Origin of the sequence: Maritimibacter sp. HL-12 (assembly GCF_900177545.1) — a bacterium.
Classification (GTDB): domain Bacteria; phylum Pseudomonadota; class Alphaproteobacteria; order Rhodobacterales; family Rhodobacteraceae; genus Sinisalibacter.
The window spans coordinates 1,834,128-1,853,372 of record NZ_FXBQ01000001.1; the positions used below are offsets into that span (position 1 = coordinate 1,834,128).

Here is a 19,245-nt window from a genome sequence, read left to right on the forward strand (position 1 = left end):
CCTTTATATGCCCAAGACTAGCGGCTCGATCCGCGCGCGGCCATGCGCAAGGTCAACCGGGGCTTTCGCGCGGGGGCGCTGCGTGGTTAGCTCGGGGGGCACAGGGGAGGGCAAGGCATGAGACGGGTCAGGCTGGGCATGGTCGGTGGCGGGCAGGGTGCCTTTATCGGGGCCGTGCACCGCATCGCGGCGCGGATGGATGACCGGTTCGAGCTGGTCGCGGGCGCGCTGTCGTCAAATCCGGCCCGCGCGGCGGCGAGCGCGGCGGAGCTTGGGATCGCCCCGGAGCGCAGCTACGGCGATTTTGCCGAAATGGCGCGCGCCGAGGCCGCGCGCGAAGACGGCATCGAGGCGGTGGCCATCGTCACCCCCAACCACATGCACGCCGCCCCCGCCATCGCCTTTCTGGATGCGGGCATCCACGTGATCTGCGACAAGCCGCTCGCCGCCACACCCGAGCAGGCCGAGGCGATCGCCCACGCGGTTGCCGCTTCGCCTGCCCATTTCATCCTTACCCACAATTACACCGGCTACCCGCTGATCCGGCAGGCGCGCGAGATGGTGGCGCGCGGCGATCTTGGCGAGGTCCGCGTGGTGCAGGTGGAATACGCGCAGGATTGGCTGGCAAGTGAAGTTCACAACAAGCAGGCCGACTGGCGCACCGATCCGGCCCAGGCCGGAGCAGGCGCGATCGGCGATATCGGCACCCATGCCTTCAACCTCGCGCAGTTCGTCACCGCGCTGGAGCCCGAGGCGCTTTCGGCCGAGTTGCACAGCTTCGTGCCGGGCCGAAAGGTGGACGACAACGCCCATATCCGCCTGCGCTTTGAAGGTGGTGCGCGCGGGATGCTCTGGGCCAGCCAGGTTGCCGTGGGCAACGAAAACGGGTTGCGGCTGCGGATCTACGGCAGCGAGGGCGGGCTGGAATGGGGGCAGGAAAACCCCAACGCGATGGCCTTCACCCGGTTCGGCGCGCCGCGCCAGATTCTCACCCGGGGCGGGCCGGGTCTCGGCGGCGGCGCGGGGCGATGGACGCGGGTGCCCCCCGGCCACCCGGAAGGCTACCTCGAAGGGTTCGCCAATCTCTACAGCGACGCCGCCGATCTCATCCTCGGCGGCGGCGACGGTGCGCTCCTGCCCGGCATCGCCGCGGGTCTGGACGGCATGTGGTTCATCGACGCCTGCCAGCAGAGTTCCGCCGCGGACGGCGCATGGATCGCGCGTCAGAGCGGATCGGTGCGGTAGAGCTTCACCGTGAGACCGCCATGGGCAACCGGCGGTCCGGGCGGCAGAAAGGGCAGGCCGGTGGCCTTCGCCAGCCCGCCATCATTGGTGACGATCCCCACCCGCCAGCCCGAGAACCGTGCCCGCAGGGCCTCGCCCAAGGCACCGTAGAGCGCGAACAGCGGCTTGCGGTCGCCGATCCGACCGCCATAGGGCGGGTTGACCATCACCAGACCGGGCGGGCCTGAGGGGCGAGCAAGGTCGCTCACCGCGGCCCGTGCGAAAACGGTCACGTCCTGCACCCCCGCCCGCGCCGCGTTTTCGCCAGCCCCCTTGATCGCGCCCTGGTCGCGGTCGAAACCGTAGAATCGCAGATCGGTGTCGCGTGGCGGGCTTGTCCGCAGCGCGGCCACGGCGGTGGGGTCGTGGCTGGCAAGCTGCTCGAAGGCGAAGGCGCGGTCACGTCCCGGCAAGAGCCCCAGCGCGATCTCGGCGGCCTCGATCACGAATGTGCCCGAACCGCACATCGGATCGACCAGCGGTTCGGCCCCGGTGAACCCCATCTGCCGCAGCAGCAGCGCCGCCATGGTCTCGCGGATCGGGGCCTTGCCGGTGAACAGCTTGTGGCCGCGCTTGTGCAGGCTTTCACCGGATGTATCGACGCTGAGCGTCACCAGGTTGTCGTCGATCCGCGCCTTGATCTGGACCGGGGCATCTTTCGCGATCGAGGTGCCAAGCTCCTCGCGGATCGCCCGCTCGATGCGCTGGGTAGCGGCGCCCGCGTGGTAGATCTTCGAGCCCTTCGTGGTGGCCTCCACCCGCACCGGCACGTCCGGCCGCAGCACCCCGGCCCAATCGACCTTGCGGGCCCGCTTGTCGAGCTGGGCGAGGTGGAAAGCGCGAAACTCGGTGAAGCGCGCGAGCACCCGTGTGGCCCCCCTGAGCGCGATGTTCGCGCGCCAGACCTCGGGCCAGCCGCCGGTGATCGTTACCCCGCCGGGCAGTGTGGCCACGCCTTCGAAGCCCGCCGCCTGCGCCTCCTCGGCAAGCACGGGCTCCAACCCCGGGGGGGCGACCAGGAAGATCTCGAATGTCATGGACGCTGCCTAGACGTTAACTCCGGCCTGCACCAGCCTGAGCGACGAGCCTCGCGAGAACACCTTTCGCGACCGGCGCTTCGGGCATCAGCGGCAGCGGGTCGGGCGCGAGGCGCGAAAAGATCCAGCGCGGCAACACCCGTTCACCCGAGCCGCCGCAGACGCCGCCCATCTTGTAGGGATCGAACACCTTCACGAAGCCCGGGGCTTCGAAGCTGTCGGCGAAGACCGCTCCGCAATAGGAGCGGCTGCGCACCTGCTCGACGCAAGCGCGCGCTTCTGCGAGCGATTCGGCAAGATCCGGGACCGGAGAATCGGGCGCATCGCCTGTCGGATCAAACACGAACCATTCGCCCCCGGCCGCCGCGAGACGGTCGAAGAGGGTGTCGAATTGCTGCCAGTTCAAGGTGCCTGAGAACTTGCCGCCATAGGCGCGCCAGAATGCGGTATCGGGCAGCGGGGCGTTGGTATCGCGCATTTGGCATTTCCTCCTTCTGCGAAGTTGCGCGGCCAATCGGTCGGCGGTCAAGCACGGAAAGTCCGAGCGAAAAACTCAGGTTGACAAGTCCGAGTGTTTTAGTAAGAGAAAAGGGAGACACCAGCCACCCCGATCTGTGAGAGGGGAAGCCAGAGCCATCCGATGGAGTGCCCTGATGCAGATCGAAACACAAAACGACCGTTCGGCAGGCAATCGGTCTGCCCTCGATGCGACGCGCGAAGTCCTTGCCATTCTTGCCGAAAGCGGCCTTGTGCCGGGGCAGGGCGTTGAAGCCATGCTCGACCGGTTTTCGGACGAGGCCCGGGCGCGATGACGCCGCAAACCCCCGAGACCGTGCCGCGCTACCGCGCCGAAGACCTGCTGGGCGGGCACCGTGAGGCGCAGATCGCTCTTGGCGACCAGGTCTATACCCTGCGCATCACCCGCGCGGGCAAGCTGATCCTCACGAAATGAAACAGATCGAACACCAGAAAAAGGGACAGGACATGAAATTTCGCACCCTCGCAACAAGCGCGCTTGCGCTCACCCTCGTAACCGGCGCGGCGAAGGCCGACACCGGGGCCGTGCTCGAAACCTACGCCAACATCGCGCAGGCGGGCTATGCCGACAGCCTGACCACGGCCCGCGCGCTGTCGGATGCCGTTGACGCGCTGATCGCCGACCCCTCGGCGGAAACCCTCGCCGCCGCGCGCGCTGCCTGGGTCGCGGCCCGGGTGCCCTATCAGCAGACCGAGGTTTACCGCTTCGGCAACCCGATCGTGGACGACTGGGAAGGCAAGGTGAACGCCTGGCCGCTCGACGAGGGGCTGATCGACTACGTCGCCAGCGACTACGTGCTCTCCGACGAGAACGAGTTCGCCGCGCTCAACATCATCGCCAACCCCTCCTTCACCATTGCCGGTGAGGAGGTGGACGCCAGCGAGATCACGCCCGAGCTGATCGAAGGTCTGCACGAGCTTGACGGCATCGAGGCGAACGTGGCGACCGGCTACCATGCCATCGAGTTCCTGCTCTGGGGGCAGGATCTCAACGGCACCGGTCCCGGTGCGGGCGACCGGCCCCACACCGACTACGCGGCGGGCGACGCCTGCACCGGCGGCAATTGCGACCGGCGCGCGGCCTACCTGCGCGCCGCCACCGATCTCCTGATCTCCGATCTCGAAGAGATGGAAGCGAACTGGGCCGAAGGCGGCGCGGCACGCGAAGCGGTGATGCAAGACGAGGCGGCCGGGCTCAGCGCCATGCTCACCGGCATGGGCAGCCTGTCCTACGGCGAACTTGCCGGCGAGCGGATGCGGCTTGGCCTGATGCTGGGCGATCCCGAGGAAGAGCACGATTGCTTCTCCGACAACACCCACTGGTCGCACTACTACGACGGGCTTGGCATCCAGAACGTCTACCATGGGCGCTACACCCGCATTGACGGCAGCGTGGTCGAGGGTCCGTCGCTGGCCGATATCGCGGCCGAGGCCGATCCCGCGCTCGATACCGAGATGGCGGCAAAGCTCGATGCAACGGTGGCGGCACTCGGTGCGATCTCGCAAGCCGCGGAAGGCGGTTTCGCCTATGACCAGATGCTCGCCATGGGCAATGCCGAGGGCGAGGCGCTGATCATGGGCGGGGTCAACGCGCTGATCGACCAGACCCGTTCGATCGAGCGGATCGTCGCGGCGCTTGATCTGGGCGGGATCGCGCTTGAAGGCTCCGACAGCCTCGACAACCCCGGTGCCGTCTTCGAGTGAGGCCCGGTCCGATGCGCAAGGTCGCATTCCTGATCGCGGGGCTGGCGCTTTGCGCTGGCCCCGCACTTGCTTTGGAGGCGGGCGACGTGGTGATCGCGGCCCCGCGCACACCCGAAGAGGCGGCGCGGGTTGCCCTGGTGACGGCGCAGCCCGAGGATTTCGCCAAGGCGGAACCTTTCGAGACCAACAGCGGAGGCGCGGGGAGCGTGGCCGCCACCGGGGCCGGGGCCTTTTCGCACGCCAATGCCGCCTTGCCCAACGCACGCGGGCTCGATTTCGAGCTTGGCCGGGCGCTGTTCGAGAAGCTCTGGGTGTCTGCCCCGGCCTCGACCAAGGCCTCCGACGGTCTCGGGCCGCTCTACAACGCCCGCGCCTGTTCGGCCTGTCACGTCAACGATGGCCGGGGCCGCCCACCCTCCGGGCCAGACGACAAGCCGCTCGCCCTCACCCTGCATCTCGCCGTGCCCACCGCGCCGATGACCGCCATGGCCGGGATCGAGGGCTGGCAGGCGACCGCGCCCGATAGGCACTATGGCGCGCAACTTCAAACCTTCGCAACCGGCGGGCTCACGGCCGAGGCGCGGCTTCGGGTGAGTTGGCAAGTGCACGAGGTCACGCTGGCTGACGGCGAGATCGTGTCTCTGCGCAAGCCTGCCGTCGCGGTCGAAGACCTCGCGCACGGCCCGCTCGCCGCCGATACCATGACCTCGCCCCGGATCGCCCCGCCGATGATCGGGCTGGGCCTGCTCGAAGCGATCCCGGCCGCGGATATCCTTGCGAAAGAAGACCCCGACGACGCCGATGGCGACGGTATTTCGGGACGGGCCAATATTGTCTGGTCGCCTGAACACGGCCGCCCGATGCTGGGCCGGTTCGGGCTGAAGGCGGGCAGCGCGACGGTAGCACACCAGTCGGCCAAGGCCTTCGCCAACGATATCGGCATCTCGTCGCCCGCTTTTCCCGCGCCCTGGGGCGATTGCACCGATGCCCAGGCCGATTGCCGGGCCGCCCCGCACGGCGACGGCGACACCCGGGGCGACGAGATCGACGCCGAGGCGCTGGCGATCACGGTGCTCTATGCCGCCAACCTCGCCGTGCCGACCCGACGCGCGGTGGACGACCGGGAGGTGCTCCGCGGCAAGGCGCTGTTTCATGGCGCGGGCTGCGCCTATTGTCACACCCCCAAGCATGTCACCCACCGCGTCGAAGGCGCGCCGCACAAGAGTTTCCAGTTGATCTGGCCCTATACCGATCTCTTGCTCCACGACATGGGCCCGGGCCTTGCCGATGGTTTCGTCGAAGGCCGGGCCACAGGGCGGGAATGGCGCACGCCGCCGCTCTGGGGGATCGGGTTGACAGCGGCGGTGACCGGCGAGACAAGTTTCCTGCACGATGGGCGCGCACGCAGTCTCCTCGAAGCGATCCTGTGGCATGGCGGCGAGGCGGAAGCCGCGCGCGATGCCGTGGCCGCGATGGAGAAGGCTGACCGTAACGCCCTGATCCGGTTTCTGGAGAGTCTCTGATGCGCTTCGCCCTTGCCTTCGTCCTTGCCGCGACCCTCGCCACCCCGTCGCAAGCGGGCGTGGCGGAGGCACTCGACGATCACATCCTGCCGGGCTTTGCCAGTTTCGCCGCGGCCAGCGCCGATCTCGAAGCGGCGGCGCGCTCCGATTGCACCGCGCCCGCGCTGGCTGCTTCTTTCCACGACGCGTTCGACGCGTGGCTCGTGGTTGGCGATCTGCGCCTCGGCCCGTCGGAAACCGGGGCGCTGTCGATCGCGTTCTGGCCCGACACGCGCGGATTCACCGAAAAAACCCTTGCGAGCCTGATCGGTGCGCAAAACCCTATCGTGGATGATCCCGAGGCTTTCGCCGAGCTTTCGATCGCCGGGCGCGGACTGTTCGCGTTGGAGATGCTGCTGTTCGATCCGGATTATTCCGACTACGGCACCGAGGATTACCGCTGTGCGCTGGCACAGGCGCTGGCCAGCGATCTCGCACGGCAGGCGGCGGCGCTCTCGCAGGGCTGGTCGGAATCCTTCGCGTCGGTTCTGCTCAGCGCCGGGGCGGACGGCAATGCGCGGTTTCTCAGCGAAGAAGAGGCGGTGCGCGCGATCTACACCCAGATCCTTTCCGCTCTCCAATTCACTACCGACTCCCGCATCGCGCGGCCGATGGGCAGTTTCGAGCGCCCCCGGCCGATCCGCGCCGAGGCGCGCCGCTCGGGTCGCTCGCTCACCAACGTGCTCGCGTCAACCCAAGCCGCGGTAGATCTCGCCGAGGCGCTTGCCGACTGGCCGCTGCCCGAAACCCGCGCGGCTCTCGGGCGGGTTCAAGAGGCCGCCGAGGCGATCGAAGACCCGGCTTTCGGCGATGTCGACAACCCCGCCGCACGCTTCCGGCTCGAAGTGCTCCAGCAGAAGGTGGCGGCGGTGACGACCGCCATCGAAGCCGAAATCGGCGCACCGCTCGGGCTCTCAGCCGGGTTCAACGCGCAAGACGGAGATTGAAATGACCTCGCGACGCGGTTTTCTTGCCAGCCTTCTGGCGGCGTCGGCGGCACCTCGTCTGGGGTGGGCGGCGGTGGGCAGCCCGACCTACCTTGCCGCTGCGCAACTGCCGGGCGGTGCATATGTTCTTTGCGGGCTTGATCAGGCCGGTGGCGAGACCTTCCAGGTGGCCTTGCCGGCCCGTGGTCACGCCGGGGCCGGGCATCCGTCGCGCGCGGAAGCGGTGGTTTTCGCGCGGCGGCCCGGCTATTTCGCGCTGGTGATCGATGTGGCGACCGGGCGAGTGATCCACGAGCTGGTGCCGCCCGAAGGTCACCAGTTCAACGGCCACGGCATCTACATCGACGGTGGTGCCACGCTCGTCACCGTCGAGCAGATGGCCGAGGGATCGGCGGGCCGGATCGGGCTGTGGGATGTCGCCTCGGGCTACACCCGGATCGACGGTTTCGCCAGCCACGGGATCGGCCCGCACGATGCGCGGCTGATGCCCGATGGCCGCACACTGGTGGTGGCCAATGGCGGGATCGAGACCGACGCGCAGGACCGCACCAAGCTCAATCTCGCCACCATGCGCCCGAACCTCGCCTATCTCGGGCCGGGTGGTGATTTGCTCGACATGGTCGAGCTGGATGCGGATTTGCGGCAGAACTCCATCCGCCATCTCGCGGTTCGGTCCGATGGACTGGTCGGTTTCGCGATGCAATGGGAGGGCGAGCCGGACATGGGCTGGCCTCTGCTCGGCCTGCACCGCATGGGGCAGCCACCCCTGCTGGCCGAAGCGCCGCTGGCGGATGAACTGGCGATGAGGGGCTATGCCGGATCGGCGGCGTTTTCAGTGGATGAAAGCGAGATCGCGATCACCTCGCCGCGCGGCGGGCGGCTCCATCGGTTCGCCACCGACGGCCGTTTCATCGCCGCGGAGACCCGCGCCGATATCTGCGGAATCGCGCCGCACCCGGAGGGCTTCATCGCGTCGGACGGGTTGGGCGGGATGATCACGATTGGCCCGGATGGCGCACGTCCGATGGCGCGGCACGATTGCGCATGGGATAACCACATCGTCGCCCTTTGAGGCGGGTTGACGCCTCAGTCGGCCGGCGCGCTCAACTGTTTCGTGGCCTCGATGACCAGCGGATCGAGGCCTTCGCCCCCGGTCGCGACATGGTCGAGCAACTGCCGACGCATGCGCGGCTCCCAGAAATCACCCAGATGTGCGGCAATGCGCGCCGCGGCCTCGTCGCCGGGCTGCGATTTGAAGAAGGTGGCGATCTGGTTGGCCATGTGAATCATCTTGTCAGGCGACATGCGCACCTCCGGTTTCGATCCGTTCGGGGTGGGAATAAAGCTCGAAGGCCCCCGCCCGCGCGAATGCGGCGAGCGTGATCCCGGCCCCCTCCGCGAGCCTGAGCGCATGGGCGGTGGGCGCAGAGGCGGCAACGATCACCGGGCAACCGGCCATGGCGGCCTTCTGTACCATCTCCACCGAAACCCGGCTGGTAAGCACGAAGGCGCCGGAAGCGGCGTCTTCCCCGGCCAGCGCCAGCGCGCCGATCAGCTTGTCGAGCGCGTTGTGGCGGCCCACGTCTTCGCGGGCCAGCACCACGCCCTTGCCGGGACGCAGGAAGCCTGCGGCGTGAACCGCGCGGGTCTGGTCATGCAGTGGCTGGAGCCCTTTCAGCGCCTCGGTGGCGGCGGCGATCTCGCTGTAGGTCAGGGGGGCCAGGGCCGTGTCGGGCACCCGGGGCAGATCGCGCAGAGCCTGTTCGAGCGAGTCGATTCCGCAAAGCCCGCAGCCGACCGGGCCGATCATGTGGCGGCGGCGGGCCTCCAGCGCCTCGGCGCGGGCCTCGGCAAGCCAGAACCGCGCCTCGATCCCCTTGGGCTGGCTCAGCACCTCGAAGCTCTCGATCTCGTCGAGGCGTTCGATTGTGCCTTCCGTCAGCGCGAAACCATGGGCGAAATCGCCGATATCTGCGGGGGTGCACATCATCACCGCAAGCGTCGTGCCGTTGAAGCTGACCGCGACGGGCACTTCCTCGGGCAGCGTGCGGGTGACCCGGCGCGCGCCATCGCGGCCCACAGCGAGGCCCGGAAGGCTGCGCGTCGGTTTCATTCCGCCGCCTCGATCCGGCGCGACCGGGTGGCAAGCGCGGTGTAATGCTCCTGCCAATCCGAAGGTCCGTTCGACGGCATCACCTGCACCGCGGTCACCTTGTATTCGGGGCAGTTGGTGGCCCAGTCGGAAAAATCGGTGGTGACCACGTTGGCCTGCGTGTCGGGGTGGTGGAAGGTGGTGTAGACCACGCCGGGGCTGACCCGCTCGGTGATCTTCGCGCGCAGCGTGGTTTCGCCCGAGCGGCTTGCCAGCTTCACCCAGTCGCCTTCCTTGACCCCGCGTTGCTCGGCGTCGTGCGGGTGGATCTCCAGCACATCTTCCTCGTGCCAGATGTTGTTGTCGGTGCGCCTTGTTTGTGCCCCGACGTTATACTGGCTGAGGATGCGCCCGGTGGTGAGCAGGAGCGGGAAGCGCGGGCCGGTCTTCTCGTCGGTCGCCACGTATTCGGTAACGATGAAACGCCCCTTGCCGCGCATGAAGCCATCGACGTGCATGAGCGGCGTGCCTTCCGGGTGCGCCTCGTTGCAGGGCCATTGCACCGAACCCTTCTCGGTGATCAGGTCATAGGTGACGCCGGCGAAACTCGGCGTGGTCGCCGCGATCTCGGCCATGATCTCGCTCGGGTGGGTATAGGTCCAGTTCGCGCCCATGGCATTGGCGAGGGCCTGGGTCACTTCCCAGTCGGCATAGCCGTTGAGCGGCTTCATCACCTCGCGCACCATGTTGATCCGGCGCTCGGCATTGGTGAAGGTGCCGTCCTTTTCGAGGAAGGTGGAGCCGGGCAGGAAAACGTGGGCGTAGTTCGCGGTTTCGTTGAGGAACAGGTCGTGCACGATCACGCAGTCCATCGCAGCGAGGCCAGCGGCGACGTGCCTTGTGTCGGGGTCCGATTGCAGGATGTCTTCGCCCTGCACGTAGAGCCCCTTGAAGGTGCCATCGACGGCGGCATCGAGCATGTTGGGGATGCGCAGGCCCGGTTCCGGGTCGATCTCGACGCCCCATTGCTGCTCGAAGATTGCGCGCACATCGGCGTTCTTCACATGGCGGTAACCCGGCAGTTCGTGCGGGAAGCTGCCCATGTCGCAGGAGCCCTGCACGTTGTTCTGGCCCCTGAGCGGGTTCACCCCCACGCCGGGGCGGCCGATGTTGCCTGTGAGCATGGCGAGGTTGGCGATCCCCATCACCGTTGTCGAGCCCTGGCTGTGCTCGGTCACGCCAAGGCCGTAGTAGATCGCGCCGTTGCCGCCTTGTGCAAAAGTGCGGGCCGCGGCGCGCAGCTCCTCGGCGGGCACGCCGGTGAGCGCTTCGGTGGTCTCGGGGCTGTGGCGCGGATCGGAGACGAACTCGGCGTATTCGGCGAATTCCTCCCAGTCGCAGCGCGCCTTGATGAAGGCTTCGTCAAAAAGCTCTTCGGTGACGATCACGTGCGCCATCGCGGTGACCACCGCCACGTTGGTGCCGGGCTTCAGCGCGAGGTGATGCGCGGCGCCAACATGGGCCGATCTCACAAGGTCGATCCGGCGCGGGTCGATCACGATGAGCTTCGCGCCCTGACGCAGCCGCTTTTTCAGCCGCGAGCCAAACACCGGGTGGGCGTCGGTCGGGTTTGCCCCCATCACGATCGCCACGTCGGTGTGCTCGACGCTATCGAAATCCTGCGTGCCGGCGGAGGTGCCGAAGGTTTGCCCCAGCCCGTAGCCGGTGGGCGAATGGCAGACCCGGGCGCAGGTATCGGTGTTGTTGTTCATGAACACCGCGCGGGCGAGCTTCTGGACGAGATAGGTTTCCTCGTTGGTGCAACGGCTCGAGGTGATCACGCCAAGCGAGCGGCGGCCGTGTTTTTGCTGGATCCCCTTGAGGCGGGCGGCGGCGAAACCCAGCGCCTCGTCCCAGCTCACCTCCCGCCACGGCTCGTCGATGCTGTCGCGGATCATCGGGTTCAGGATGCGATCCTGGTGGTGGGCATAGCCCCAGGCGAAGCGGCCCTTCACGCAGGAATGCCCCCGGTTGGCCTTGCCGTGTTTCCACGGCACCATGCGCACCAGTTCGTCGCCGTTCAGTTCGGCCTTGAAGGAACAGCCGACGCCGCAATAGGCGCAGGTGGTCACCACCGAGCGGGAGGGCGTGCCGAGCTCGATCACCGATTTCTCCTGAAGCGTGCCGGTCGGGCAGGCCTGCACGCAGGCACCGCAACTCACGCAATCGGAGGTGAGAAAATCGTCATTCGCCGCACCGGGCGAAACCCGGCTGTCGAAACCCCGGCCCTCGATGGTGAGCGCGAAGGTACCTTGAACCTCCTCGCAGGCGCGCACGCAGCGCGAGCAGACGATGCACTTGGAGGGATCGTAGGCGAAATAGGGGTTGGAATTGTCCTTCTCGATGTAGCGCGGATTGGCTTCGCCGTTCTGACGCACCTCGAAATGGTTCTCGCCCGCCGCATAGCGCACGTCGCGCAGGCCTACTGCACCGGCCATGTCCTGCAATTCGCAGTCGCCGTTGGCGGCACAGGTGAGGCAATCGAGCGGGTGGTCGGAGATGTAGAGCTCCATCACCCCGCGCCGGATCTTCTGCACCTTCTTCGACTGGGTGCGCACGACCATGCCCGCGGCCACGGGCGTGGTGCAGGAAGAAGGCGTGCCGCGCCGCCCCTCGATCTCGACCACGCAGAGCCGGCAGGAGCCGAAGGCCTCAACGCTGTCGGTGGCGCAGAGCTTGGGCACCTGGATACCTGCCTCGCTCGCCGCGCGCATCACGGAGGTGCCCTCGGGCACGGTCACTTCAAAACCGTCGATCGTCAGCGTCACCGGCGCGCCGGTTTTCGCGGGCGTGCCCTTGTCGGTATCGTCCCAGGGGATGATGAAATCTTTCATTCCGCCGCCTCCTTGCGAGTCGCGAAGTCATCAGGGAAATGGGTGAGCGCCGACATCACGGGGTAGGGGGTGAAGCCGCCGAGCGCGCAGAGCGAGCCGTCGCGCATGGTTTCGCACAGGTCTTCAACGAGGTCGCGCACGTCTTCGCCAGCCACCAGCCGGTCGATGGTTTCGACCCCGCGCACCGAGCCGATCCGGCAGGGAGTGCACTTGCCGCAGCTTTCCACCGCGCAGAACTCGAAGGCAAAGCGCGCCTGCGCCGCCATGTCGGCGGTCTCGTCGAATACCACCACGCCCGCGTGCCCGATCAGCCCGCCCGCGCCGTCGAATTCCTCGTAGCCGAAAGGCGTGTCGAAGGCGCTCACCGGCATGTAGGCCCCGAGCGGCCCGCCCACCTGCACCGCCTTCACCGGGCGGCCCGAGCGGGTGCCCCCGGCGACATCGTTGACCAATTCGCCCAGCGGCAGGCCGAAGGCGGTTTCAAACAAGCCGCCGCGCGCCACGTTGCCGGCGATCTGGATCGGCATGGTGCCGCGCGACCGGCCGAGGCCAAAGCTGGCGTAGTGCTTCGCGCCTTTCTCGAAGATCACCGGGATCGTGGCGAGCGAGAGCACGTTGTTCACCACCGTGGGCTTGCCGAAGAACCCCTCCAGCGCGGGCAGCGGCGGCTTGGCGCGCACCACGCCGCGCTTGCCTTCCATCGAGTTCAGCAGCGAGGTTTCCTCGCCGCAAACGTAAGCCCCCGCGCCCGCGCGGATTTCCATGTCGAACGCCTTGCCCGAGCCGAGCACGCTTTTGCCGAGCAGCCCGGACGCGCGGGCGATCTCCACCGCGCTGGTCATCGTTGCGATGGCGTCGGGGTATTCCGAGCGGAGGTAGACATAGCCCATCGTCGCGCCCACGCCGAGCCCGGCGATCGCCATGCCCTCGATCAGCGAGAACGGGTCGCCCTCCATCACCATGCGGTCGGCAAAGGTGCCGCTATCGCCCTCGTCGGCGTTGCAGACGATATATTTCCGGTCGGCCTGTGCGCCCGCCACGGTTTGCCACTTGATCCCGGTGGGAAAGCCCGCGCCGCCCCTGCCGCGCAGCCCGCTGTCGATCACGGTCTGGACGATGGCGTCGGGGTCGGCCAGCGCCGCGCGCAGGCCCGAAAGCCCGCCATGGGCTTCGTAGTCGTCCAGCGAGAGCGGTTCGATCACGCCGACGCGGGCAAAGGTGAGGCGGGTTTGCCGTGCGAAGAAGGGGATGTCCTCTGTGGGGCCGTGGGATTGCAGCGTGCCGTCGAGCAGCGCGGGCACATCACCGGGGCGCACCGGGCCATAGGCGAGGCGCACGCCATCGCGTTCCACTTCCACCAGCGGCTCCAGCCATGCCATCCCGCGCGAACCCACGCGCTTGAGCGTGAGGTCGACGCCACGCGCGGCGGCCTCCTCGGTCAACCGTGCGGCAACGGCGTCGGCCCCGAGGGCGCGGGCGGCGGCGTCGAGCGAGAGAAACACCTTCATGCCGAGACCTCCGCAACGAGGTCGTCCGCGCTCAAACCCGCCACCGGGCGGCCGTCGATCATCGCGGCAGGGCCGTTGGCGCAGAGCCCGAGGCAATAGACCGGCTCGACGGTGACGGCACCGTTGGCCGAGGTGCCATGCCAAGCGGTGCCGAGCTTTGCGAGCACGTCATCGGCAAAGCTCGCCCCGCCGACGGCCTGGCAGGCTTCGGCGCGGCAGATCTTCACCACGTGACGGCCCGCGGGCACGCTGCGGAAATCGTGGTAGAAGCTCATCACGCCATGAACTTCTGCGCGGCCGATGTTCAGCGCCTCGGCGATGAGCGGAATCGCGGCTTCGGGCACATGGCCGAAAGCGTGCTGCAAGCTGTGCAGGATCGGCAGCAGCGGGCCCTCGCGGTGCATCTCGGCAGCGATCAGATCCGCGATCGCGTCTTTGCTGGGTATTGAATCGGCCATGGCATATCCTTGGATTCCTGCGCAGGGGATGTCGCAAGTCGCATGGGTTTTCAATATGAATATTCCGTTGAACGATTGAGTTCATCTATTGACGGCCATCGCCCGCGCTTCGTCGAGCAACGCCTTGAGCACTGGTGTATAAGGCTCCTGGTAGGGTGCCACGAGCCCGACGGCAGGGCTTTCACCGGTCTGGCGGATCGGGACTATCGCAATATCGTGACCGGCGGACAGGAAGTTCGCCATGTCTTCAGGCAGAATGGTGACCCAGCCACCGCTGGCGACGTGGCTGACCAGGACCACCGTGGAATTCGATTCCATCCGTGCAGCCGGCTCGATCCCCGACTCCATGAAGGCGCGGTTGATGATGCGCCGGTTCTGCATGTCGGGGGTGAGCAGGCAAAGATTGGCACCGTCGAGATCGCCCCAGTCGATCACGTCGCACGCGGCAAGTGGATGATCGCGCGCGCAGACAAGGGTGTAGACCTCGCGGTAGAGCGGCGCGGTCGTCACCCGGCCGAGAGGTTCGTTGTCGAGGTAGGAAAGCCCCGCCTCGATCTCGAGGTTCTCCAGCATGGTCAGAATCTCGATCGAGGTGCGCGACAGGATCGTGAAATTGACGTTGGGGTGGCGGGCGGAAAAGGCGGCGGCAAGGCGCGAGGCCCATGTCAGCGCGGTCGGGATCACCGCGAGGCGAAGGTGCCCGGCAAGGCCCTCGCGCGAGAACCGCATCTCTTCGCGCAGACGGCGGGCATCGCCGACGATCTGGCGTGCCCAGTGCAGCGCGCGTTGGCCCTCCGGTGTCAGCCCGCCGTAGCGCGAGCCGCGCCGCACGAGTTGCACGCCGAGTTGGTCTTCGAGTTGCTTGATCCCGGTCGAAAGCGTGGGCTGGGTGATCCCGAGGCTTTGCGCGGCCCGTCCGAAGTGCTGTTCGCGGGCGAGGGCGATGAACATCTCGAGTTTCGTGAGCATGATTGAAGATCCGTATCAACACAGTGCAGGGCAATGAGAATAACGTATCAATCACCCCGACGCGATGCGCAAACGTCCGGTTGTCGAAGCAACGGACTCCAGAACCGCGTTTTGGCCTGCGCGGCGTCAGGGCAGATCTGCCGGACGGGCGATCAGAGCAAGACCGCGTCCGTGCCGATGCCCCCGGTCAGACCGGTTTGAACCCCCGCTCCTCGGCGTCGAACCACATCAGGTCACCTTCGCCGATATCGTGCCACAGCCCGTGCAGGGTCAGTTCATCGGCTTCGACGGCGGCGCGCACGAACGGGAAGGTCATCAGGTTGTCGAGCGAAACGATCACCGCTTCCTTTTCCAGCGCATCAATGCATTCCGGACCGGAGGTTTCCCCCTTGATCCGGTCATAGCCGGGCTGCAGCAGGTCCATCCAGCGGCCGACAAAGCTGCTTTGCTCGCGCAGCTCGGGCGCATGGCCCATCGTCATGTCATAGAACCCCCGCACACCGCCGCAGGAGGAATGGCCCATCACGATCACATGGGCGACCTTGAGCGCGGTCACCGCGTATTCGATCGTTGCCGAGGTGCCGTGCTTCTGGCCGTCGGGTTCATAGGGAGGCACCAGGTTGGCGATGTTGCGATGGATGAAGAACTCGCCCTGGTCGGCACCGAAGATCGAGGTCACATGCACCCGGCTGTCGCAGCAGGAAATGACCATCGCCCGCGGGTGCTGGCCCTCGGAGGCAAGGCGGCGATACCACGACTTGTTCTCGGCGTAGCCGGTCGCCTTCCAGCCCTGGTAGCGACTCACGAGGTAATGCGGCAGCGGCTTTGCGGCGGTCATTCAAGGCCTCGTTCCAGGGTTCACTCCTGCCGGTTTCTAGGCCGTATTTTGCAGAAATTCGAGGCATTTCTGATCCGGCTGGAAACCTTTTCTTGAGAGGCCGGTGCAAGCATGACTCGGGTTTGGGGAAAAAAGGGGTGTGACCGTGAACGCTTTATTGCGATTGCAACATGACGAAATGGTGCGGCTGGATCGGAGCCAGCTTGAAGTGCTTTATCACAGTCTCGGGCCCGCCGGGGCCGACAAGGTGGTGAGTCACGCGCTGGAGGAGCTTGCGGGCACGCTGGCACGCGCCTCGGCGCAGTATCGGTCGGGCGAGGTCGAGGCTCTGCGCGGGTCGGTCAAGTCGCTGGTCGCGCTCGCGCAACAGATCGGGATGACCCTGCTCGCCCGTGTCGGGCGCGATGTCCTGTTGCTGTCGCGCAGCTACGATGCCGCCGCATTCGGCGCGACGATGGCACGGCTTGAGCGGATCGGGGAAAGTTCGCTGGTCGCGGTGTGGGATCTGCAGGATCTGTCGGTCTGAGGCAGCGGCCGGAGCGGGTGCCTGCCGCCTCTTGCGGGTGCGCGCCGGGGCGGTAGTCTGGCCGAGCCAACAGCCGGAGACCGACATGACCCTGACCTTCGCCGCCCCGCAGGACGACAGCCTGCCGCTTCACCTCGTCGATAAGGCCGGGCTTGCGGCGCTGGTCGAGCGTCTCGACCCGGCCCAGCGCAAATGGGTTGAGTCCAGTGGCTTCGATGCCGAGTTGGGGATTGCGCTGATGGTGCCGGGCCACGATGGCGGCCATGCGCTGGCCCTGGTTGGCCATGGCGACGCGGCGGCGCGGGCGCGGCAGCGATTCGGTTTCGCCAAGGCGCGTGCGGTGCTTCCGGAGGGCACCTATCATCTTGTCAGCGGGCTTCAAGGCCCCGACCTCGAGGAAGCGGCGTTGGGCTGGCTGCTCGCAGGCTACCGTTTCGGGCGTTACAAGGTGGCCTCCGCGCCCAAGGCCCGGATGGTCGCCCCCGCCGGCGTCGATGCCGCGCGGCTCGAAGCGATCGCGGCAGGCGAGGCCCTGACCCGCGACCTGATCAACACCCCGGCCTCCGACATGGGGCCCGACGAGCTGGAGGCGGCGGCACGGGCGCTGGCCGACGACTTCGGGGCGCATCTGGCGGTGACCGCCGGCGAGGAGTTGCTCACCGCCAATTTCCCGATGATCCACGCCGTTGGTCGCGCCTCGCCCCGCGCGCCGCTGCTGATCGACCTTTCATGGGGCGATAGCGGCCCGCGCCTGACCCTTGTCGGCAAGGGCGTGTGCTTCGATACCGGCGGGCTCAACCTCAAGCCGGGATCCTCCATGGGGCTGATGAAGAAGGACATGGGCGGTGCGGCCACCGTGCTTGGCCTCGCCCGGATGATCATGGCGCTTGGCCTCAGGCTGCAACTGCGGGTGCTGATCCCGGCGGTGGAAAACGCGGTTGCGGGCAACGCGTTCCGCCCCGGCGACATTCTCACCAGCCGCAAGAACCTCACGGTCGAGATCAACAACACCGATGCCGAGGGGCGGCTGGTGCTGGCCGATGCTCTGGCCTTTGCCGACGAGGAACGCCCCGATCTGCTGGTTTCGATGGCCACGCTCACAGGTGCCGCGCGGGTCGCGGTCGGCCCCGATCTCGCGCCATTCTACGCCACGGATGGCGCTGTGGCAGACGCCCTGCGCGCCGCTTCCGGCCCAGCGGCAGACCCGCTGTGGGAAATGCCGTTCTGGGAGCCCTACGAGGCGATGATCGAACCCGGGATCGCCGATCTCGACAACGCGCCCTCGGGCGGCATGGCAGGTTCGATCACCGCGGCGCTGTTCCTGCGCCGTTTCGTGACGCAAACGCCAGCTTACGTGCATTTCGATATCTACGGCTGGCAGCAGGCGGATGCCCCGGCGCGGCCCAAGGGCGGCGTCGGGCAGGGGGCCCGCGCCCTGCTCGCCGCGCTCCCCGGTGTGCTCGGGTTATGACCGACGATGCGCGCCTTCTGGCCGCCAACGCGCGGGTGGCCCATGTCAGCCTGCGCGGCAGGGTGGCGGCGGCGCGCTACACCGAGGGCGAGCGGCGGCGGGTGTGCCGCCCGGTGACGGCGCTGCGCGACGATGCGCGGCCCCGCGCCCGCCAGCGCGAGCTTGTGCTCCACGAGGTGTTCGTGGTGCTGGAAGAGCGCGAGGGCTGGGCTTTCGGTTTCGCCGCGCGCGACGGTTATGTGGGCCACGTGCGCATCGACGACCTCGGGCCGGACCTCTGGCGCAGCACGCATGTGGTTTCTGCCCGGCAAAGCTACCTCGTTGGCGAACCGGTGCTGAAAACCGGCGACGAGATCACGGCGATCTCCTTCGGCACGCGGCTATCGGTGCTTGCCACCCACGAGGATGGGCGTTGGGGCGAGGTTGCGCTGCTTCGTCCGCCCGATGCCATGGACGGGCACAAGCGCGCCGACACGATGTTCGTGCCAATGGCACATCTGCGCCCTGCGGACGCACCGGAGCGTGATCCCGTCGCGGTGGCCGAGCGGTTTCTCGGCACCCCCTATCTCTGGGGTGGCAATTCCGGCTTCGGGATCGACTGTTCGGGGCTGATACAGGCGGCGCTCATGGCCTGCGGCATCGACTGCCCCGGTGACAGCGATTTGCAGCAGGCGCTCGGCCAAGAAGCGGAGCGCGCACCGGAGCGGGGCGACCTGTTGTTCTGGAAAGGCCATGTCGCGATGGCGGTGGACGCCGAGCGGCTGATCCATGCCAACGCGCATCACATGGCGGTTGCCTATGAGGGGATCGAAGCGGCCAAACGCCGGATCGCGCGGGGTGAAGGCCCGGTCACGGCCGTCAGGCGGCTGGATCAGCCGGTTGCGCTCACTCCACCGCGCGGATGAGCTTGCGATCCAGCACGCGCAGCACGGCCTTCAGGTCTGCCCCGCGCTTCAGAATCCGCCCGTCCATCGCGACCACGGCGTATTGCCCTTGCCGGCCACGCAGCTTCGGGCGTTTCTCGATCCGGTAGAGCGGGTGTTCGGCGGTGTGGCGAAACACCGAGAAGATGGCCACGTCCTTGAGGAAACTCATCGCGTAGTCGCGCCATTCGCCGGCAGCGACCATTCGGCCATAGAGCCCGAGGATGATGCCAAGCTCGGCGCGGTCGAAAGCGACCTTTTCTTGAACTTCGGGGCCGGGAAAGGGCGTCGGAGATTGCACGTTCATGACCGCAGGATGGGCGCAAGCGGCGCGCAAATCAACTCCCCGGGAGTGACTTGCGCTGTCTCTGCCGCGGTATCGCCACGAAAACACCGCCCACAAACCGCGATCTCAGCCAAAACCTGCCCTTATCCGGGCTCATACCCGGTCTTGTAGCGAGCGAGAAGCTCACCCCGGTGCCGCATGCAACAGCC

The 19,245-nt window shown here is 67.2% G+C and carries 20 protein-coding genes; 10 read left to right on the forward strand and 10 right to left on the reverse strand.

Annotation, left to right across the window (positions count from 1 at the left end; genetic code table 11):
* Window positions 1–117: 117 nt before the first annotated feature.
* The gene (locus B9Y97_RS09095) at window positions 118–1,245 is read left to right on the forward strand and encodes a Gfo/Idh/MocA family protein (RefSeq protein WP_217809447.1); all 1,128 of its coding nucleotides are present in this window, start codon (window positions 118–120) and stop codon (window positions 1,243–1,245) included.
* Here the strand turns inward: B9Y97_RS09095 and B9Y97_RS09100 are convergent.
* Together B9Y97_RS09100 and B9Y97_RS09105 are read right to left on the reverse strand one after the other, a co-directional pair.
* Window positions 1,224–2,321, reverse strand: coding sequence for a THUMP domain-containing class I SAM-dependent RNA methyltransferase (locus B9Y97_RS09100; protein WP_085526435.1), 1,098 nt, complete (start codon window positions 2,319–2,321; stop codon window positions 1,224–1,226). The genes B9Y97_RS09095 and B9Y97_RS09100 overlap by 22 nt on opposite strands.
* Window positions 2,322–2,337: 16 nt before the next feature.
* Window positions 2,338–2,799, reverse strand: a complete 462-nt coding sequence (locus B9Y97_RS09105) for a hypothetical protein (protein ID WP_085526436.1) — start codon at window positions 2,797–2,799, stop codon at window positions 2,338–2,340.
* A 175-nt stretch (window positions 2,800–2,974) separates the two neighbouring features.
* On the opposite strand from B9Y97_RS09105, the gene B9Y97_RS18120 reads away from it, so the two are divergent.
* Genes B9Y97_RS18120 through B9Y97_RS09130 form a run of 6 tightly spaced genes read left to right on the forward strand, consistent with a single transcriptional unit; the run spans window position 2,975 to window position 8,143 of the window.
* Window positions 2,975–3,133 (forward strand): hypothetical protein, encoded by a 159-nt coding sequence (locus B9Y97_RS18120; protein WP_176224333.1) that lies wholly within the window; start codon window positions 2,975–2,977, stop codon window positions 3,131–3,133.
* Complete coding sequence (gene hemP, locus B9Y97_RS09110; protein ID WP_085526437.1) at window positions 3,130–3,273, forward strand: hemin uptake protein HemP; 144 nt, start codon at window positions 3,130–3,132, stop codon at window positions 3,271–3,273. The genes B9Y97_RS18120 and hemP overlap by 4 nt, the downstream gene beginning before the upstream one ends.
* A gap of 32 nt (window positions 3,274–3,305) precedes the next feature.
* Window positions 3,306–4,562, forward strand: a complete 1,257-nt coding sequence (locus B9Y97_RS09115; protein WP_085528190.1) for an imelysin family protein — start codon at window positions 3,306–3,308, stop codon at window positions 4,560–4,562.
* Between the two features lie 11 nt (window positions 4,563–4,573).
* A complete protein-coding gene (locus B9Y97_RS09120; protein WP_085526438.1) occupies window positions 4,574–6,085 on the forward strand; it encodes a di-heme oxidoreductase family protein in 1,512 nt (503 codons plus the stop codon).
* Window positions 6,085–7,071, forward strand: a complete 987-nt coding sequence (locus tag B9Y97_RS09125; RefSeq protein ID WP_085526439.1) for an imelysin family protein — start codon at window positions 6,085–6,087, stop codon at window positions 7,069–7,071. The genes B9Y97_RS09120 and B9Y97_RS09125 overlap by 1 nt, the downstream gene beginning before the upstream one ends.
* A 1-nt stretch (window position 7,072) precedes the next feature.
* Complete coding sequence (locus tag B9Y97_RS09130) at window positions 7,073–8,143, forward strand: DUF1513 domain-containing protein (RefSeq protein WP_085526440.1); 1,071 nt, start codon at window positions 7,073–7,075, stop codon at window positions 8,141–8,143.
* A 14-nt stretch (window positions 8,144–8,157) separates the two neighbouring features.
* Here the strand turns inward: B9Y97_RS09130 and B9Y97_RS09135 are convergent, their stop codons facing one another.
* The 7 genes from B9Y97_RS09135 to B9Y97_RS09165 form a co-directional block, all read right to left on the reverse strand.
* Window positions 8,158–8,376: a formate dehydrogenase subunit delta gene (locus tag B9Y97_RS09135; protein ID WP_085526441.1), complete on the reverse strand. Its 219-nt coding sequence runs from the start codon at window positions 8,374–8,376 to the stop codon at window positions 8,158–8,160.
* Window positions 8,366–9,184: a formate dehydrogenase accessory sulfurtransferase FdhD gene (gene fdhD / locus B9Y97_RS09140; RefSeq protein ID WP_085526442.1), complete on the reverse strand. Its 819-nt coding sequence runs from the start codon at window positions 9,182–9,184 to the stop codon at window positions 8,366–8,368. Before fdhD ends, B9Y97_RS09135 begins: the two co-directional genes overlap by 11 nt.
* A complete protein-coding gene (gene fdhF, locus B9Y97_RS09145) occupies window positions 9,181–12,057 on the reverse strand; it encodes a formate dehydrogenase subunit alpha (protein ID WP_085526443.1) in 2,877 nt (958 codons plus the stop codon). Before fdhF ends, fdhD begins: the two co-directional genes overlap by 4 nt.
* Window positions 12,054–13,565 (reverse strand): NADH-ubiquinone oxidoreductase-F iron-sulfur binding region domain-containing protein, encoded by a 1,512-nt coding sequence (locus tag B9Y97_RS09150; RefSeq protein ID WP_085526444.1) that lies wholly within the window; start codon window positions 13,563–13,565, stop codon window positions 12,054–12,056. The genes fdhF and B9Y97_RS09150 overlap by 4 nt, the downstream gene beginning before the upstream one ends.
* Window positions 13,562–14,023, reverse strand: coding sequence for a formate dehydrogenase subunit gamma (locus B9Y97_RS09155; protein ID WP_085526445.1), 462 nt, complete (start codon window positions 14,021–14,023; stop codon window positions 13,562–13,564). Before B9Y97_RS09155 ends, B9Y97_RS09150 begins: the two co-directional genes overlap by 4 nt.
* An 81-nt stretch (window positions 14,024–14,104) precedes the next feature.
* Window positions 14,105–14,992 (reverse strand): LysR family transcriptional regulator, encoded by an 888-nt coding sequence (locus tag B9Y97_RS09160; protein ID WP_085526446.1) that lies wholly within the window; start codon window positions 14,990–14,992, stop codon window positions 14,105–14,107.
* Window positions 14,993–15,179: 187 nt separating this feature from the next.
* Window positions 15,180–15,830, reverse strand: coding sequence for a carbonic anhydrase (locus B9Y97_RS09165; RefSeq protein ID WP_085526447.1), 651 nt, complete (start codon window positions 15,828–15,830; stop codon window positions 15,180–15,182).
* A gap of 163 nt (window positions 15,831–15,993) precedes the next feature.
* Between B9Y97_RS09165 and B9Y97_RS09170 the strand changes: the two genes are divergently transcribed.
* From B9Y97_RS09170 to B9Y97_RS09180, 3 genes are all read left to right on the forward strand, one after another.
* The gene (locus B9Y97_RS09170; RefSeq protein WP_254900887.1) at window positions 15,994–16,356 is read left to right on the forward strand and encodes a hypothetical protein; all 363 of its coding nucleotides are present in this window, start codon (window positions 15,994–15,996) and stop codon (window positions 16,354–16,356) included.
* A gap of 85 nt (window positions 16,357–16,441) precedes the next feature.
* Window positions 16,442–17,827, forward strand: a complete 1,386-nt coding sequence (locus B9Y97_RS09175) for a leucyl aminopeptidase family protein (protein ID WP_085526448.1) — start codon at window positions 16,442–16,444, stop codon at window positions 17,825–17,827.
* Window positions 17,824–18,732, forward strand: coding sequence for a C40 family peptidase (locus B9Y97_RS09180; RefSeq protein ID WP_085526449.1), 909 nt, complete (start codon window positions 17,824–17,826; stop codon window positions 18,730–18,732). The genes B9Y97_RS09175 and B9Y97_RS09180 overlap by 4 nt, the downstream gene beginning before the upstream one ends.
* Here B9Y97_RS09180 and B9Y97_RS09185 read toward each other — a convergent pair.
* Window positions 18,713–19,057, reverse strand: coding sequence for a DUF2794 domain-containing protein (locus B9Y97_RS09185; RefSeq protein WP_085526450.1), 345 nt, complete (start codon window positions 19,055–19,057; stop codon window positions 18,713–18,715). The genes B9Y97_RS09180 and B9Y97_RS09185 overlap by 20 nt on opposite strands.
* Between the last annotated feature and the right edge of the window lie 188 nt (window positions 19,058–19,245).

Excerpts from the sequence above, each read along its gene's own strand:
- B9Y97_RS09095 (WP_217809447.1), top strand. The coding sequence starts at position 118 with ATGAGACGGGTCAGGCTGGGCATGGTCGGTGGCGGGCAGGGTGCCTTT.
- B9Y97_RS09100 (WP_085526435.1), bottom strand. The coding sequence starts at position 2,321 with ATGACATTCGAGATCTTCCTGGTCGCCCCCCCGGGGTTGGAGCCCGTG.
- B9Y97_RS09105 (WP_085526436.1), bottom strand. The coding sequence starts at position 2,799 with ATGCGCGATACCAACGCCCCGCTGCCCGATACCGCATTCTGGCGCGCC.
- B9Y97_RS18120 (WP_176224333.1), top strand. The coding sequence starts at position 2,975 with ATGCAGATCGAAACACAAAACGACCGTTCGGCAGGCAATCGGTCTGCC.
- hemP (WP_085526437.1), top strand. The coding sequence starts at position 3,130 with ATGACGCCGCAAACCCCCGAGACCGTGCCGCGCTACCGCGCCGAAGAC.
- B9Y97_RS09115 (WP_085528190.1), top strand. The coding sequence starts at position 3,306 with ATGAAATTTCGCACCCTCGCAACAAGCGCGCTTGCGCTCACCCTCGTA.
- B9Y97_RS09120 (WP_085526438.1), top strand. The coding sequence starts at position 4,574 with ATGCGCAAGGTCGCATTCCTGATCGCGGGGCTGGCGCTTTGCGCTGGC.
- B9Y97_RS09125 (WP_085526439.1), top strand. The coding sequence starts at position 6,085 with ATGCGCTTCGCCCTTGCCTTCGTCCTTGCCGCGACCCTCGCCACCCCG.
- B9Y97_RS09130 (WP_085526440.1), top strand. The coding sequence starts at position 7,073 with ATGACCTCGCGACGCGGTTTTCTTGCCAGCCTTCTGGCGGCGTCGGCG.
- B9Y97_RS09135 (WP_085526441.1), bottom strand. The coding sequence starts at position 8,376 with ATGTCGCCTGACAAGATGATTCACATGGCCAACCAGATCGCCACCTTC.
- fdhD (WP_085526442.1), bottom strand. The coding sequence starts at position 9,184 with ATGAAACCGACGCGCAGCCTTCCGGGCCTCGCTGTGGGCCGCGATGGC.
- fdhF (WP_085526443.1), bottom strand. The coding sequence starts at position 12,057 with ATGAAAGATTTCATCATCCCCTGGGACGATACCGACAAGGGCACGCCC.
- B9Y97_RS09150 (WP_085526444.1), bottom strand. The coding sequence starts at position 13,565 with ATGAAGGTGTTTCTCTCGCTCGACGCCGCCGCCCGCGCCCTCGGGGCC.
- B9Y97_RS09155 (WP_085526445.1), bottom strand. The coding sequence starts at position 14,023 with ATGGCCGATTCAATACCCAGCAAAGACGCGATCGCGGATCTGATCGCT.
- B9Y97_RS09160 (WP_085526446.1), bottom strand. The coding sequence starts at position 14,992 with ATGCTCACGAAACTCGAGATGTTCATCGCCCTCGCCCGCGAACAGCAC.
- B9Y97_RS09165 (WP_085526447.1), bottom strand. The coding sequence starts at position 15,830 with ATGACCGCCGCAAAGCCGCTGCCGCATTACCTCGTGAGTCGCTACCAG.
- B9Y97_RS09175 (WP_085526448.1), top strand. The coding sequence starts at position 16,442 with ATGACCCTGACCTTCGCCGCCCCGCAGGACGACAGCCTGCCGCTTCAC.
- B9Y97_RS09180 (WP_085526449.1), top strand. The coding sequence starts at position 17,824 with ATGACCGACGATGCGCGCCTTCTGGCCGCCAACGCGCGGGTGGCCCAT.
- B9Y97_RS09185 (WP_085526450.1), bottom strand. The coding sequence starts at position 19,057 with ATGAACGTGCAATCTCCGACGCCCTTTCCCGGCCCCGAAGTTCAAGAA.